The following is a 16,192-nucleotide window of genomic DNA, read 5'->3' on the forward strand; positions in this document are numbered from 1 at the left end:
GAAGTAGTTGTAATCTTGGGTCACAAATAAATGTTTAATTTAAATTATTTTACAATGAGAAAAAACACATTACTTATTGGGGCTTTAGCTCTTTTAGCAACAGGTCCTGTACTGGCTCAGGATTTAGTGATTGAAACAATGAAAGGGAATGAGAACATTGAGCTGGTTCAAGATGCCATCTTTGATATTGTTTATGGCAATGTTGGGCAGACAAGCAACATGACCATTGTTGGTTTGGGAGAGGTTGATTTTGGGGCAGATGGAGATGCCTATAAAGCTACTGGAGTAGAATTTGCACAGGGATGGGGCGATTTTGGAGTTGAGAGATATGTAGTTCTCAGTGCTGGAGAAACATCGGAAACGGCTGTCCCGTTTACAGAAATGTTAGTTGATAGAACCTATGGTTACCATTGTTTTGAAATGTTTGCATACAACATGAAAGAAAGTGAAGATTTTGAACGCCCAATCGGTAAGCAGAAGGTTTGGTTGACTTTCCGTTTGGGGAATGGAAATTTACGTTCTGTGAAGTTTTATCAGGAGGCCTTTGCGGAAGCAGACGAAGGTGTTCAGCCATGGCCAAGTGAATTGCCTGAGTATAAAGAAAATGCTACCATTATTGGCGCTTCTGAATTTGTGAGAGCTGTAGCTATACCGGAAGATCCGGATGTAGTAGATCCTTATAAAGATACTAAATATGATGGGAATAGTGATTGTTGGGGTGGTGTAAGAGAAGGCTTTATCGCTAAGTCTACTGAAAAAGTTGATTTTGGGAATGGAGAATTTCAACAATTAGTTGCTTTTGTCGGTCATGATGGTGAAAGATACAGAGAATATATGGAGTTCTATATTGATGAGGTGAAACCTGAAAATATGATTGCAAGAACCTGGTCGGGTATTAACCTGCAAAAGTGGAATGATTTTACTCCAATCGCTACTCAACTGAAAAAAGTGACAGGTTCTCATTATCTGTTTGTAAAATGGGGAGATGCTACTAATCTTCATAGAATAGATTTGGTGAAAGAGCCGGTTTGGTTTGAGAATCCACAATGCGGTATTGTTTTTGAAAACGTATTGCCCTCTGAGGAGGCTGTGGTATATGTAACTAAAGGAACCGGTGAATCAGGTGGCGACTCAGCTGCAGGTGAGATGGAATGGAAAGTTGTAGTTGCAGGTAGTGCTACTGCCCGTGGTGAAGGTAACAATATTGGTTTTACTTCCAATGGTGTTGTGGTTTGTTATTATGATGTTGATTTCAAAGATGGTGAATACAAAAGAGTAGTCATTAATCACTCTTGCGATAAGAATTGGTTAGGCACGATTGATGAGGCTAACTTCTCCCTCTATACAGATTTGGATGATATAAAATGGGGGTACATAACAAATACGGAAGAGTTGAACGCGGCACTTGCCGATCATGAACCAATTGCCAAAGTCAGAGCCCAGGGAACGGGAGCGTGGAGTATAAAAGAGGGTACTGCCGGACTTCTGAAAGAGGTTAAAGGAGTACAAAACCTATATATTGTTTACAACTTACCTCAAAGTGCCGGAGCCAACATTTATGGTCTGTATCTGGATCCGAATGTAGGTGAAACGACAGGTATTAAATCATTAACATCCATTAAAGGGTTGGATATATACTCTGTAAACGATGAGGTTATTGTGAATTCTGCAGAAGAGGTAAATATAGCTATCTATACAGTAAATGGTGTACAAATAGCTAATAAGAGTTTACCAGCTGGTACTACTACAATCAGTAACTTTGCTTCTGGCTTGTATCTATTGAAAGCTGTCGACAAACAGGGTGCTGTGAAAAGTACTAAGTTGTTGGTGAAGTAAGATAAATAATAATTTAACTAACATGAGGGTGTCGCGTATACGGATATGGGCATCCTCATTTTTTATCTAATAACATGAAAATAAAAGTAATGCAAAAACACTTCATTATTGGAATGTTTTGTCTCATTAATGCTTTGGTTATAAATGCTCAGGAGTGGCAAATAAAGAAAGCTCCCATGATGACTCCATGGAGTGAAACAATGGATGTCAATAACGTACTGCCCGAATATCCGAGGCCTCAGATGGTAAGAAAAGAGTGGATGAACCTGAATGGCATCTGGGATTTACGAAAAGGTGTAAAAGGAGAAAACTACGATCCGAATTTTACTTTTAATCAAAAAATATTAGTTCCTTTCCCAATAGAATCAGCTCTTTCCGGAATTATGGAAGAGAGTAATAGTCAATGTTATTGGTACAAACGTATTTTGAAGATTCCTGAAGCCATGAAAGGAAGAAATATACTGCTTCATTTCGACGCGGTAGACTGGGAAACTATTGTTTACATAGATGGTATTAAAGTTGGGAGCCATACAGGGGGATATGATCCTTTTTATTTTGATATAACTTCGGCTCTTAATGAGCAGGAAGAACATGAACTGGTTGTTTATACATACGATAATACAGGTGGTGAAGGACAGCCTAAAGGTAAGCAAGCATTGAATAAATGGGGGTGCTGGTATACTCCGGTGAGTGGTATCTGGCAGACGGTATGGTTGGAACCTGTGAATTCAATTCACATAGAATCTCTTACGATACGTCCTGATGTGGATAACTCCTGTTTGAAGGTTAGCGTGAGTGCCTCTCTGACTACCGGCGTATCTGTAAATATCAACCTGTTGGATAAAGCAGGCAATAAGGTAGCTACTATGGCAGGTGGTAAAGTGGGCCGGATCTTGACATTACCTATTGAGAATCCTCATTTATGGTCAGTGGATGACCCTTATCTTTATGATCTTGACATAACTATTATAAAAGATGGTGTTCAGACCGATGCGGTAAGCAGTTATTGTGGTATGCGTAAAATAGAAGTCAAAAAGGTAGGCGAAACTCCTCGTATCTTCCTTAATGGAGAACAGATTTTTCAGATGGGACCACTTGATCAAGGCTGGTGGCCCGATGGTTTATATACCGCTCCGAGTGACGAAGCACTCTTGTTTGATATAAAAGCCATGAAGTCTTTAGGCTTTAACATGATTAGAAAGCATATAAAGGTGGAACCCGCCCGTTGGTATATGCATTGTGACCGGGAAGGGATTCTGGTGTGGCAGGATCTGCCCAGTCCTAATCTGCCTTCCGGATACGAAGATTTTGCTAAGAAGACATTTCAAGAGGAGTCGGTAAGGATTATTGAGGCCTTTAGAAATCACCCCAGTATTATCCAATGGATTGTATTTAATGAAGGATGGGGGCAATTTGATACAGAAAGAATGACTCAAATTGTACAAGGTGTGGTTGGCCAAACTCTTGTTTGTTGTGCCAGTGGTTGGAATGATGCTAACATAGGAGATATCAAAGACTCTCATAGTTATCCGGACCCTTCTTGTCCGCTTGACCGAAACCGTGCAGCAGTTTGCGGTGAGTATGGTGGCATTACCTTGAAAGTACAAGGACATGTTTGGCCGGGAGGTGATTTCCAGTACACAACTGTAGAAACCGGAGGTGATTTTACTGTTTTATTCAATCGTTTAGCTGATAAAATAAAGGACTATTATTATTATGGCTTGAATGCGGCTGTATATACGCAATTATCCGATGTTGAAATTGAGAGAAACGGAATATTGACTTATGATCGTCGTGTTCTGAAACCTTATTCTGCTACCGGGGAGTTGAAAGCAAAAATCGAAGAGTGTATTAACATGCCTCGAAGTGAAGTGAAAGTACAAACTATCATTTCCACGTCTCAAGAGCATAAATATAAATGGAGATATATAACGTCTGATGATGTACCCCGCAGATGGTTTGCCAAAGAGTTTGACGACCGTGCATGGGCACAGGGAGAAGCTGCTTTTGGAAGAAGTGCTTTATGGAACACGAAAGATTTGATCTCAACTCCCTGGAATACTTCTCAGATTTATATGCGCCGTTGGTTCTATCTGGGTGCAATTACTCCGGAAATGGTAGAAAAAATGCGTTTCAAGCTTTATCATGATGACGATATCCATATCTATATCAACGGCGTGTGGGCAGCATCGAAGAAAGGTTCTGTCTCCAATTATATTCCTTTTGATATTTCTTATGAAGCCCGGCAGACGTTGAAACCGAACAGCTGGAACTTAATTGCTGTGGAAGGCAGACAGGGAAGTGGAGAGCAGATAATGGATTTGGGTATTTCTGTTTTCTCTACGGAAGATTTTAACTATAAGGAAATATATGATGATTTGTCCGATCCGGAATATTCAGAAGTCACTATACCCGGTAATCCGGTTGAGCCCATTTTTACCAAAGTGAGTAAACCTGTTCCTGCAGAACCTATAGGCAATTCCATAATCAAAGGGCAGTTTTATCATACAGCGGACCGTTCGAATGTAGCGTGGGGCGATTATGACAATGACGGTTATCTGGAGATTGCTTATTCCGGACAAAATGTACACATTAAAAAAGCTTCAGCTCAACAGGTTTCTGTATTATACGATTATGATGGTAAAGAAGGTTTTGCCCGTCTGGAGAGTCCTTTTGATGTTTGTTATTATGCTTGTCCGGTTTGGTTCGACTATAATAACGATGGTCTGATGGATTTATTTGTTCCCGGTTCGAAGTCAATGAATTATACAAGTAATCTCGAAGATATAGCTGCATTCTTATATGAGAATAAAGGAAAGGGGCAAGACGGAAAATATCTGTTTGAAGAGGTAAATGCAGCTAGGCTGACAGAAAATAAGATGGGTATTACTCCGATCTATAACACAATGGATGGCGGACGATCGCGTCAGTGGGTTTCAGTGGGCGATTACGATAAGGACGGTTATCAGGATCTGGTTGTAACAGGTCTGGATGACTACATGGATCCCGATGGCAAGGTAGATGAGAATGGGGTTCCCATTGTGCATCATGACCGGCGTGTTGTTTATCTTTATAAAAACAACAAAGGGAAGGGATTTATCAGACAAGAAGCTCCATTGGATGGGATACAACCTTTTCCGGGTTTGTCAAGAGGATCTGTACATTTTGGAGATATGGATAATGATGGTTGGTTGGATATCGTATCTTCCGGTTATGGGCCAGGTGAGGGTAACTTACATGTTTATTGGAATAATGGGGATGGTACTTTCTCTGAGAATGAACAATATCTGTATGGGGCCAATGATTCTTCTTGTTCGTTGTGCGATTTAGATGCCGATGGATATATGGATATTGTAGTGACGGGATATTCCCGTAATAAAGGTTCGGGGGCAAAGTCTTTTTATGTATACCGAAATTGTGGAAACCGTAATTTTGAAATGCTGAACGATCTTTTCTGTGGATTTGAAGGTGTAGACGGTGCGACTCCTTCCTTTGGAGACGTTAATCACGATGGTTTGCCCGATATTCTGGTAGGCGGACATGGAGAACAACATGCCATTACTACCTGGCTTTATGTGAATAAAGGAGACTTCGATTTCAAAGTTTGCGGGGCCTATTATAATACAGGGCAGGCTTGGACTTTCGATCGTATCAGCCACGGTAACAACCATCTGGTAGATTATAATAATGATGGTTATCTTGATGCATGGAATATGGGATGGGCACAGGATAACGTTTGTAGTCGAGGTTGTGCTACCCAACTTTGGCAGAACACCTCTTCGACAGCGGGTATCACACCCAACGAGGCCCCTTCTGCTCCATCTAACCTCAAGAGTTCTTATAATAAAGAAACGGGTATGGTTACTTTCTCCTGGGATGCTTCTGTGGATGACGTAACTCCTTCGAAAACATTGCAATATAACCTTTATGTAAAGAAAACCGGATCGAAAGAGTTCTTTATGACAGTTCCTGCCGATTTACAAACGGGATTTATCAAAGTAGGTGAAATCTCGGGGCAGATTACGGCTACCTCTTATTCAATGTATATCGCAGATGAAGATGCAGAATATGAATGGGGAGTACAAGCTATTGACAATGGAAAAAGAGGAGGAAGGTTTGCTTTTTCTTCTTTTAATCCGTTGGCAAGTAGCGTGTGCGAGAATACACTTCTTGATTTATGTGTGTATACAGCTAATGGTAATATTTATTATAACGTAGGAGATAAAACTCTTCTCGAAATTATAAATACATCTGGTGTACAAATTTTGCGGACGATAGTAAATGGCAACGGGGTATATAGTGGTTTAGAGAAAGGGGTATATCTGGTATCTGGTATTATAGGGAAATTATCAAGAACTTTTAAACTCGCCTTATAAAGCTTTTAGTTAATGATGCTAATTGATCTATATATGGCATTATAAATAATACTATTTAAGTCATTGTTAATATGCTTTTTAACAGTGGCTTAAATAGTATTTTAACTCACTGTTAAAATGGATTGTTAGAAATGTGGATTTAAATTATTAACGGGAACTATTATTGATGTATTCGTTTCATAAAGTAATATAGATGTTGTAGAGGGTTTCTTTGAGCGTGTGTTTGGGACGAAGTTTATATTTTTTGCGTGTATTTTGCAATTTTGAGAAACATGAACCGCCTATCTTTGACTTAACGAAATGGAACGATTGTTAATTTTAAATTCAACTTATATCTATGAATAATTTAAAATGTCTATTTAAGTATTCGCTTTCTATCTTATTTATTCAGATGGCCTTTTGGGGGAACGCTTATGCAGGTATTAAAGAAAAAACTACTATTGGAAAATGGAGTATTAATTTAGACAAAGACACCAGACAGGTGAACTTGTTGAAGAATGGCGTACCTATTCTGAATGATGTGTCTGTCAGGTTCAATAATTCTTCTGTTTATTATAATAGTTCTGAATATACAAATGTGACTGTTGCAGAAGAAAATGTGGTAGATGTAATAGGCGCAGCTCGTAAATTCGCTATACAATATAAGAAAGAGGGTGCCCCTACAATAGATCAGATTTTTTATGTATATCCTGAAGAAGACTTCTTCATGACCGAAGTTTATCTTACTTCTGTTACTGGAAAAATGCTTTCCACCAATTATATTGCACCGCTTTATACCACTTCCGATAATCAATTCTTACCTCAAAGTGCTAATAACCGTTTGCTGTTTGTCCCTTTTGATAATGATGGCTTTATAACATATGGCTCTTTGCCGCTGTCTCAGTCTAAATCAATAGATGCAGTGCATTCTCCCGGGCCATTAGCCCGCGATACGATCTCTTTTGAAGTTACTTCTATATTTAATGGAGATACTCAGGCTGGTCTGGTTCTTGGTTCAGTAGAACATGATACGTGGAAGTCGGCTATCCGAATGACCGGATCACGTAATAATCGAAGCATTACTAAATTAGAATGTTATAGTGGAGCAAGTCACTCTGCTACACGGGATGAAAAACCGCATGGATATCTGAAGAAAACAACGGTGAAATCAGCTAAAATGTTCGTTGGCTTTTTTGATGACTGGCGTTTGGGAATGGAGAAGTTCGGAGAAACGAATGCGGCTATCGTTCCGAAACGTGAGTGGACCAAAGGTACTCCTTTTGGATGGAACAGTTGGGGAGGAATGAGTACGCATGTTAATTATGAGGGTGTCCTTTCCGCATCCGATTTTGTGAAAGAGCATTTACAGGGTAAAGGTGGTTTTGGTGCGGATGGAGTTGTGTTTGTAGGCTTGGACTCTTACTGGGACAATCTGAACTGGGAGCAACTCGAAGACTTTGCCCGGCATTGTGTTGCTAATGGGCAGATACCGGGGATCTATTGGACGCCATTCAATGACTGGTTTCCCGACAATGAACGGGATATTGAAGGTAATAATGGCTACAAGTATAGTCAGTCTCATCTGAAAGTGAATGGGCAGAAACGGAAACTGTATGGTGCCGGTTGTATGGATCCTACAGCTCCGGCTACGCTGTCGAGGATTAACTTTTTCATTGATAAGTTCAAGGCTGCCGGTTTTAAGTATCTCAAACTTGATTTTTTGACTGCTGGTATGGTGGAAGCCGATAAGTATTACAATAAGGATATTACCACCGGTACACAAGCTTTCAATTACGGAATGAAGCATCTGCGCGAGCGCTGCGGTGATGATATGTTTATCGTAGAGTCTATTGCTCCTCTTTTCCCGTATCAATATGCCAATGCCCGGCGTGTGAGTTGTGATGCCTGGGGTGAAATGTGGCATACCAATTATATGATGAACAGTTTGTCTTTTGGCTGGTGGCTGGATCGGGTATATGCTTATAATGATCCGGATCATCTGGTAATGGGCGATCGTAGTGAGGCAGAAAATATGTCTCGTATTACTACGGGAGCTGTAACCGGCTATTTTATGATCGGAGATAATCTGACTACTAAAGGAAGTTATGTAGGAACGGAAATGTCACAAGAAAAGGTGAAAACTTATGCTGTGAATGAACGAGTGAACGCAGTGGTCCGCCTGGGGAGATCTTTTAGACCGGCATATGGACATAAAGTGTCAGGCTCCAACCGTTCGGTCGATCTGTTTACTTTGGAAACTGAAGACGCCTATTATATTGCTTATTTCAATTATGATGAAGGAGTAAAAGAGGGTGAGTTAACTTTAAATGATCTTGGGATTGACCCGGAAAAAATATCCGGAGGTATTGAATGTTGGTCAGGAAACAGAGTAAAAGTACAAGAGGGAAAACTGTCTTATAACCTACCCAAACACCAGGCTGAAATATATCATTTGTATAAAAAATGAATAGTTCTAAGTACTAAAAAATAATAATATGAAAAAGAGTAGTAAAATTAATTTTTTCACTTCCCTGTTAATGTGTCTCTTCCTGGCAGGGTTCTCTTCATGTAAAGATGATGAGAACAAAAAGAAGGAATATGATCCAAATCAGCCGATCATATTAACGGATTATTACCCGAAAGAGGGAGGGATTGCGACTCAAATGATCATTAGTGGTGAGAATTTTGGCACTGATGTAAGCAAAATCAAAGTGTATTTTAATGAAGCAAAAGCGGCTGTAATTCAAAGTACAGGTGATAAGTTGTATGTAATCACTCCGCGTAAACCGGGGGAAGATTGCGTGATTACAGTTTCTATTGGCGGTGATAAAGCGGTATTTGAAGAACATTTTACTTACCACATCCAAACAACTGTAACTACCCTTTGTGGGGTAAAAGGGGCTCCTGGTGTACAAACAGGTAATATGGCTGAGACTCAATTCCCGTATGTAACTTATCTGGCGATTGATGTGGATCATAACTTATTTGTTTGTTGCCGCGAAATAAACAACTATTATGATCAAAATAAAGTGGTGTTAGTGAATGAACGGGAAGACAAAAGCCAAATTTTGATTCCGAATACAGGGGCTCCCCTCAATCAGCCTTGTATATCCGAAGATGGTAAAACCGCATTTATTCCAACAGATAATGGAAATGATTATTGGGAACTTTCATCGGATAATATGTGGATTCCGCGTAAATTGACTTTGCGTAAGTCAACGGAAGACTTCTCTATTGACTATAAACACTCTTTTTCCATGTGTAAGTATGATGGATTTATGTATACACGTGCTAAAAACGGAACCCTATTGAAGTTTGATCCGAAAACCGGTTATGCTCAAGTGGCAGCTACAGGATTGATGAATGGTAGTGATTCTTATATTTTGTTTAGTCCTCAAAAGGGGGAAGAACATATTCTATATTTGGCTTATACGAATGCACATTGCATTTATACCTATAATCTTAAAACAGGTGCACATAAATTATTTGCCGGAATGATCAATACGCCAGGATATGCCGATGGTCCCTGTGAGTATGCTCTGTTTGATACACCTCGCCAAATCATATTAACAGCAGAGAATGATTTATTTCTGGCCGATTCGAATAATCATGTGATAAGAAAAATAACACAAGATGGAGTGGTGAGTACAGTAATCGGACAGGCAGGCATGACTGGGAATCAAGATGGTACTCCGGAGGTTGCCTTATTTAATGAGCCCTTTGGTGTAGCGGTAGATACTGATGGAACAATCTATATTGGTGATTCTAAAAATCAGAGTATACGTCGTCTTGCTATAGAATAGGAATTGAGATTTTATAAGATAATAGTATGAAGAAATATATATTTTTATTGTTCTTGTTGTGTAGCTATATAACTGCATTTGCACAACAAAAAAGTACGTTTTCAGTGTCCGGAGTAGTATACGATGATTTGGATATGCCGGTTCCGGGAGCCAATGTTTACGTTAAAAATTCTCCGGGAGTGGGCGCTATCACAGACATTGATGGTAAGTTCTCTTTGAAAGCTCAAAAGAATGATGTTATAGCCATTTCGTTCTTAGGTTATAAACAGGAAGAGTATTTGGTAACCAGGCAGGAAAGTAATGTTGTAATTAAATTAAAACAAGACTCACAAGTACTGGAAGAGACGGTTATTGTGGGGATGGGGACACAACGTAAAGCCAGTGTAGTAGGTGCTATTACGAATGTAGATATAGCAGATATACAGACTCCGGCAACTAATATCAACAATATGTTGGGAGGACGTATTCCGGGAATTATTTCATTACAGCGCAGTGGTGAACCAGGAAAAAATATCTCAGAGTTTTGGATTCGGGGTATTGGTACGTTTGGTGCTAATAGCAGTGCCCTCGTATTGATAGACGGTTTGGAAGGTAACTTGAGCGAAATTGATCCGTCGGATGTTGAAAGCTTTTCTATATTGAAAGATGCCTCCGCAACAGCTGTATATGGAGTTCGTGGGGCAAATGGAGTTGTATTGGTGACTACCAAAAGAGGTACGGCTGATAAATTACAAATCACAGGACGTGCTAACCTGACTATTTCTCACATGGTAAACATGCCGGAGTATTTGGGAGCTTATGAGTATGCAAAATTGGCAAATGAGGCGCTTGCTGTTCGGGGAAATCCGATTGCATATTCAGATATGGCATTGGATCTGATCAAATACCAGCTTGATCCGGATTTATATCCGGATGTGAATTGGCAAGATGAAGTTCTGAATCGTAATGCCTTGCAACAGACGTATTATGTAAATGCGAAAGGTGGAGGTAGTTTGGCACGGTACTATTTAAGCTTAGGCATGTCCAATGAGTCTTCAGCTTATAAGCAGGAGAAGTCATCGAAATATTCAACGGCAGTAGGGTATCGTACGTACAACTATCGTGTCAATTTGGATATCAATCTTACCAAGACAACCACTGTTTATTTTGGTTCAGACGGATTTCTTTCTGAAAAGTCCGAGCCGGGTAATGCAAATACAGATAATTTGTGGGCTACACAGCGGAACTTAACTCCGCTGACTATTCCAAAAGTCTATTCTACCGGACAATTGCCTGCTTATGGAGCAGATAATGCGTACTCTCCCTATGTGATGTTGAATTATACAGGAATGAGTAATATACGGCATTTTCGCGGAAAATCTACCGTGGAATTGAAGCAAGACTTTTCAATGATAACGAAAGGGTTGAGTGGCAGGGTACAGGTTGCTTATGATACAGAGGTGAATCTGAAAGAACAGCGTGAAGTACTTCCTGAGATGTTTTATGCAGCGGGACGTCATTATACAGGTAAGCTCGGTCTATTTTCAAGTGTAGAGAGTAAACCTGTCACATATAAACATCCTGAAGATATGCAATTTTATAAAGTGCATTTCGAATCAATGCTGAATTACGAAAGAACTTTTGCAGAATATCATCGTCTGACCGGACTGCTGTACTATTACATGAGTAGTGAACAGAAGATAGATAAGGACCTTAATGATAAAGATCCGAGCTTGCAAAGTATGTATGCTATTCCAATTCGTTATCAAGGCCTTTCAGGGCGTATTACTTATGGACTTCGTGATACTTATTTCTTGGATTTGAATTTCGGCTATACGGGTTCTGCTAATTTTGCCAAGGAAAATCGATTTGGGTTCTTTCCTGCTATGGCTGCTGGATGGGTTCCTACCGGATATGAATGGGTACGTGAGAAGATGCCGTGGCTGGATTTCTTAAAGATTCGCGGATCTTACGGTATGGTAGGTAATGACCGTTTGACGAATACTCGTTTTCCTTATTTGACACTTATGAAGTCAGGTAGTGGTGGAGGTTGGGGAAGTTCCAGCGGATTTATTACAGAGGAAGTAATCGGAGCTGATAATCTGAAATGGGAGGTTGCTAAGAAAGTGGATATCGGTGTTGAAGCTAAATTGTTTGGCGAACGTTTGAACTTTGTGGTAGATATTTTCCGCGATAAACGTGATGGTATCTATCAGGAACGTCAACTGATCCCGGAATATGCCGGTTTGCAGAAAATGCCGTATGGTAATGTCGGGAAAATGGTAAGCTATGGATCAGATGGTAATATCTCATTTACACAGCGAATCAATAAAGACATGTCATTTACGTTGCGTGGAAACTTTACTTATTCTGCCAATGAAGTACAAAACTGGGAACAGGCTGTACAGAAATATGGCTATAAGGATAAAGCGGGCTATGTGAATAATGCATATCGCGGATATATTGCTTTAGGACTTTTTCGGGATGAAGCAGATATTGCTGCCAGCCCCAAGCAAACTTTTGGCGATTATTTACCGGGTGATATCAAATATAAAGATGTGAATGGTGACGGTCAGATTACGGATGATGACCAGGTGCCTTTATCCTATCCGAACTATCCGCGTTTGATGTACGGATTTGGTGGGGAATTTGTCTATAAAAATTTAACCTTAGGTGTCTTATTCAAAGGTACCGGTAATACTGATTATTATTTTGTAGACGATAATGGATATTGGGATAAAGGGAAAAATGGTGAAGGTTACATTCCTTTCTATGGTGGCAAGACCGGTAATGTACTGAAAATCGTTGCCGATCAGAATAATCGTTGGACGCCGGCTTCTTATTCCGGTGATCCTTCAACTGAGAATCCGAATGCAAAATTCCCTCGCCTTAGCTATGGTAGTAATAAGAACAATACCCAGTTCTCCACATTTTGGCATGCTAATTCACGTTATTTGAGACTACAGGAAGTGAGTGTGAACTATAACTTGGGTGCAGGTAAATTGTTGAAATATTTGGGAGTACGTTCTCTTGATTTACAATTTGTTGCGTCTGATTTATGTATTTGGAGTCCGATGAAACTGTGGGATGCTGAGCAGGCCGATCATAATGGTGGTGCATATCCTATTCCGCAGCGCTTTGCTTTCCAGATGTATGTGAATTTTTAAGTAATGTTTTTCTGATTTAATTTGAATGAGTATGAAATTCATAGATAAGAGTGTATTATTAATTTCGTGTTTAGCACTGGGATTAATGAGCTCATGTGATTTTTTGAGTGTTGATAAGTATTTTGACGATACATTAAAATATGACTCGGTATTCTCTAATAAGAGGAACCTGGAAAAATATTTGTGGGGAGCAGCAGGAGAATTACCGGACGAGAGTAAGATTTTCGGGAACGACGCTACTCCTGGTATTACGGCTGCCGATGATATTTTTACATTGATGGATCCTGGATTGTTTCATGGGAAAGCTCTGACACTGGGGCAGGTTTCTGCTGCTGATACTAAAGGTCTTGGTGTTTGGGGGACGTGCTATAAAGTGATTCGTAAAGCCAATCTGATTATGAGTAGGATGAATGAATGTAAGGATATTACTCCGTTAGAAAAACAGGAATTATTGGGGTATGCTCATTTTCTGCGTGGTTATGCTTATTATCATATCCTGATGAACTATGGACCGGTTATAATAATAGGAGATGAGCCTTTGGATACGAATGCGGATGCTGAATATTACGATCGTGCGCGTGTAACTTATGATGAATCAGTGGAGTATATTTGTTCTGAATTGGAAATGGCAGCCAAATATATATCATCTGATGTGCCCATTTTGAATTTTGGTCGTCCGTCTAAAGGGGCTGCTTATGCAATTATTGCCCGTATACGTTTGCAGGCTGCCAGTCCGGCATTTAATGGAGGTACAGCGGCCTATCGTTATTTTGGAGATTGGAAGCGTGGTACAGATGGTGTACAGTATATTTCTCAGACTTATGATGAAAGAAAGTGGGCTGTAGCGGCTGCTGCTGCCAGACGAGTGATGGAAATGGATGGTGGACAACGTTATACATTGCATACGGTAGTTGCTTTGTCTAATGGTGCATATATAACTCCTCCATTGCCGGCGGGTGTGCCTTCTGATCCTTTTCCGAATGGAGCTGGTGGAATTGACCCTTTGAAATCTTATACGGATATGTTCAATGGAGAAACTTATCCAACTCAGAACAAAGAATTTATCTGGGCCCGGAATTCCGGAGATGTGGCAGAATTCACACGTCAGTCTTTTCCGATCAATATGGGTGGTTATAATGGTATGTGTTTAACGCAGAAGCTTATTGATGCATATAAAACGCGTGGTGGAAAAACAATTCAGGAAGCGGGTCCCGATGAATATTCAGAAGAAGGTCAAACCAAAAAGGTAGAGACATTCTCTGCTTATCGTCTGAATAGAGATACATATAATATGTATGCTAATCGTGAAATGCGATTCTATGCCTGCGTTGGATTTAGTGGTTGTTTCTGGCCGGCTACTTCATCCAACTCCACAGATAAGAAGAATGTAACGGTTACTTATTATAAAGGAGGTTCTGCCGGAATGGATGCTGCTTCCGGAGAAGATGCAAAAATAAACTATGCTGTGACCGGATATGTGTTGAAAAAATATATTAATCCATTTGACAGTTGGGCTGACGGGGGAACCCGGGTGAGTAAAGCGTTTCCTATTATTCGTTATGCTGAAATTCTTTTGTCTTATGCAGAAGCTGTTAATCATTTGAATAGTACACACTCAATAACGATGGAAAGTGGTGAAACCTATCAACTGTCAAGAGCCGGCAATCTTCAGGATATGATTAGTGCTTTTAATCAGATCCGTTATAGAGCTGGTTTACCGGGATTACGTCCACAAGATTATGCTACAGAAGAAAGTATGGATAAACAGATTGTGATAGAACGATTGGTGGAATTCTTAGCTGAAGGACGCCGTTTTTATGATATTCGTCGTTGGGGAATTTATGAGGAGGAAGAAAATAAACCGATTGAAGGAATGAATATAACAGGGGATCAATATGATTTCTATCAGCGTTCTGTTGTCACTCATGCCGACTACCGTAACCGTGTGGTTGATAGGAAGACCGTATTTTTACCTATTCCCCGGGATGAAATGAGAAAGGCCTCTCAATTGGACCAGAATCCGGGATGGGATGATTAATGTAAACGATATGAATAGAAGAATATTAATATGAAAGCAAGTCGTATATTATTGATAGCTGCTGTGACTTTTGGAATGACAGCATGTGACGAAGATGCACAATTTGACAAAGAATTGTACAAGAAAGTGATAAATGTCCTAAGCGTTGAAAATCTGACTTTTTCGGTGAATCACGATTTGAATCAGGAAGTGTCTACCGGATATATCAGTATTGGGTGCGGGGGAACGAAGCATATCGATCAGGATGTAACTGTAGAGCTGGAACCTGATAACGAGGCATTGGCAAAGTATAATAAGCTGAATTTTGATATTGATGAATCGAAATTTGCACATCTGCTTGATCCCGCCCGTTATGATATACCGCTTATGAGTACAGTGTTAAAAGCGGATAGTGAAGATAACTATAGTACTATACCGGTACATGTACGTCCGGAAGGATTGTCACCCGATTCTATTTATTTGATACCATTGCGTATAAAGAGTGTATCGGCATATGAGATAAATCCGGATAAGCGTACCGTCTTATATCGTGTGTTGTTGAAAAATGATTATGCTTTTCAATCGCCTGTAACAACTTATCAAACAAGAGGTCTGGAAGAACATTTTGATGCCGAAAAGGATAAAGATATTCGTAAATCCTTCTCGTTAACCCGTTATGTGTTACCTTTGACGAAGAACTCTATTCGTTGTTTTGTTGGGCTGAATAGTTATGATGCTTCTAAATTAACGAAAGCGGACATCAGGAAGTATGCAATGTGCATTACAATAAATGAAGATGCTACTTTAACCATTACTCCGATGGGGACTGCTCAAATTGAAATGTTGGATAAGGCAGGAGAAAGTAATTATTATACGACTTATGAAAAGAATAATATTAAATATCAGGCGTTTTATTTGAATTATCGCTATCGTTTGTTGAAAGATGGGAAAGACGGAAGCAATGGCGATGCCGATTATGATATTTGGTATACCATGGAAGAAACAATGATAAGGTAACAGGCATTGTATTTTAAG

At 39.8% G+C, this 16,192-nt stretch carries 7 protein-coding genes; all 7 read left to right on the forward strand.

The window, feature by feature from the left end:
• The first annotated feature begins 54 nt into the window (after positions 1–54).
• The 7 genes from VCM39_RS02605 (at position 55) to VCM39_RS02635 (ending at position 16,174) form a co-directional block, all read left to right on the forward strand.
• The gene (locus VCM39_RS02605; RefSeq protein WP_322933534.1) at positions 55–1,836 is read left to right on the forward strand and encodes a T9SS type A sorting domain-containing protein; all 1,782 of its coding nucleotides are present in this window, start codon (positions 55–57) and stop codon (positions 1,834–1,836) included.
• A gap of 74 nt (positions 1,837–1,910) precedes the next feature.
• Positions 1,911–6,212, forward strand: a complete 4,302-nt coding sequence (locus VCM39_RS02610; RefSeq protein ID WP_322933535.1) for an FG-GAP-like repeat-containing protein — start codon at positions 1,911–1,913, stop codon at positions 6,210–6,212.
• A gap of 337 nt (positions 6,213–6,549) precedes the next feature.
• Positions 6,550–8,658: a hypothetical protein gene (locus VCM39_RS02615; protein ID WP_322933536.1), complete on the forward strand. Its 2,109-nt coding sequence runs from the start codon at positions 6,550–6,552 to the stop codon at positions 8,656–8,658.
• Positions 8,659–8,686: 28 nt separating this feature from the next.
• On the forward strand, positions 8,687–9,994 hold the full coding sequence (locus VCM39_RS02620; protein WP_221651538.1) for an IPT/TIG domain-containing protein: 1,308 nt from the start codon (positions 8,687–8,689) through the stop codon (positions 9,992–9,994).
• A 26-nt stretch (positions 9,995–10,020) separates the two neighbouring features.
• Positions 10,021–13,140 (forward strand): TonB-dependent receptor, encoded by a 3,120-nt coding sequence (locus tag VCM39_RS02625; protein WP_322933537.1) that lies wholly within the window; start codon positions 10,021–10,023, stop codon positions 13,138–13,140.
• Between the two features lie 31 nt (positions 13,141–13,171).
• Positions 13,172–15,178, forward strand: coding sequence for a RagB/SusD family nutrient uptake outer membrane protein (locus VCM39_RS02630; RefSeq protein WP_221650862.1), 2,007 nt, complete (start codon positions 13,172–13,174; stop codon positions 15,176–15,178).
• Positions 15,179–15,208: 30 nt separating this feature from the next.
• Positions 15,209–16,174 (forward strand): BT_3044 domain-containing protein, encoded by a 966-nt coding sequence (locus VCM39_RS02635; RefSeq protein ID WP_322933538.1) that lies wholly within the window; start codon positions 15,209–15,211, stop codon positions 16,172–16,174.
• Positions 16,175–16,192: the final 18 nt, after the last annotated feature.

It is taken from the genome of Bacteroides mucinivorans (assembly GCF_034654355.2).
Classification (GTDB): domain Bacteria; phylum Bacteroidota; class Bacteroidia; order Bacteroidales; family Bacteroidaceae; genus Bacteroides; species Bacteroides nordii.

Excerpts from the sequence above, each read along its gene's own strand:
- VCM39_RS02630 (WP_221650862.1), top strand. The coding sequence starts at position 13,172 with ATGAAATTCATAGATAAGAGTGTATTATTAATTTCGTGTTTAGCACTG.
- VCM39_RS02625 (WP_322933537.1), top strand. The coding sequence starts at position 10,021 with ATGAAGAAATATATATTTTTATTGTTCTTGTTGTGTAGCTATATAACT.
- VCM39_RS02610 (WP_322933535.1), top strand. The coding sequence starts at position 1,911 with ATGAAAATAAAAGTAATGCAAAAACACTTCATTATTGGAATGTTTTGT.
- VCM39_RS02605 (WP_322933534.1), top strand. The coding sequence starts at position 55 with ATGAGAAAAAACACATTACTTATTGGGGCTTTAGCTCTTTTAGCAACA.
- VCM39_RS02615 (WP_322933536.1), top strand. The coding sequence starts at position 6,550 with ATGAATAATTTAAAATGTCTATTTAAGTATTCGCTTTCTATCTTATTT.
- VCM39_RS02635 (WP_322933538.1), top strand. The coding sequence starts at position 15,209 with ATGAAAGCAAGTCGTATATTATTGATAGCTGCTGTGACTTTTGGAATG.
- VCM39_RS02620 (WP_221651538.1), top strand. The coding sequence starts at position 8,687 with ATGAAAAAGAGTAGTAAAATTAATTTTTTCACTTCCCTGTTAATGTGT.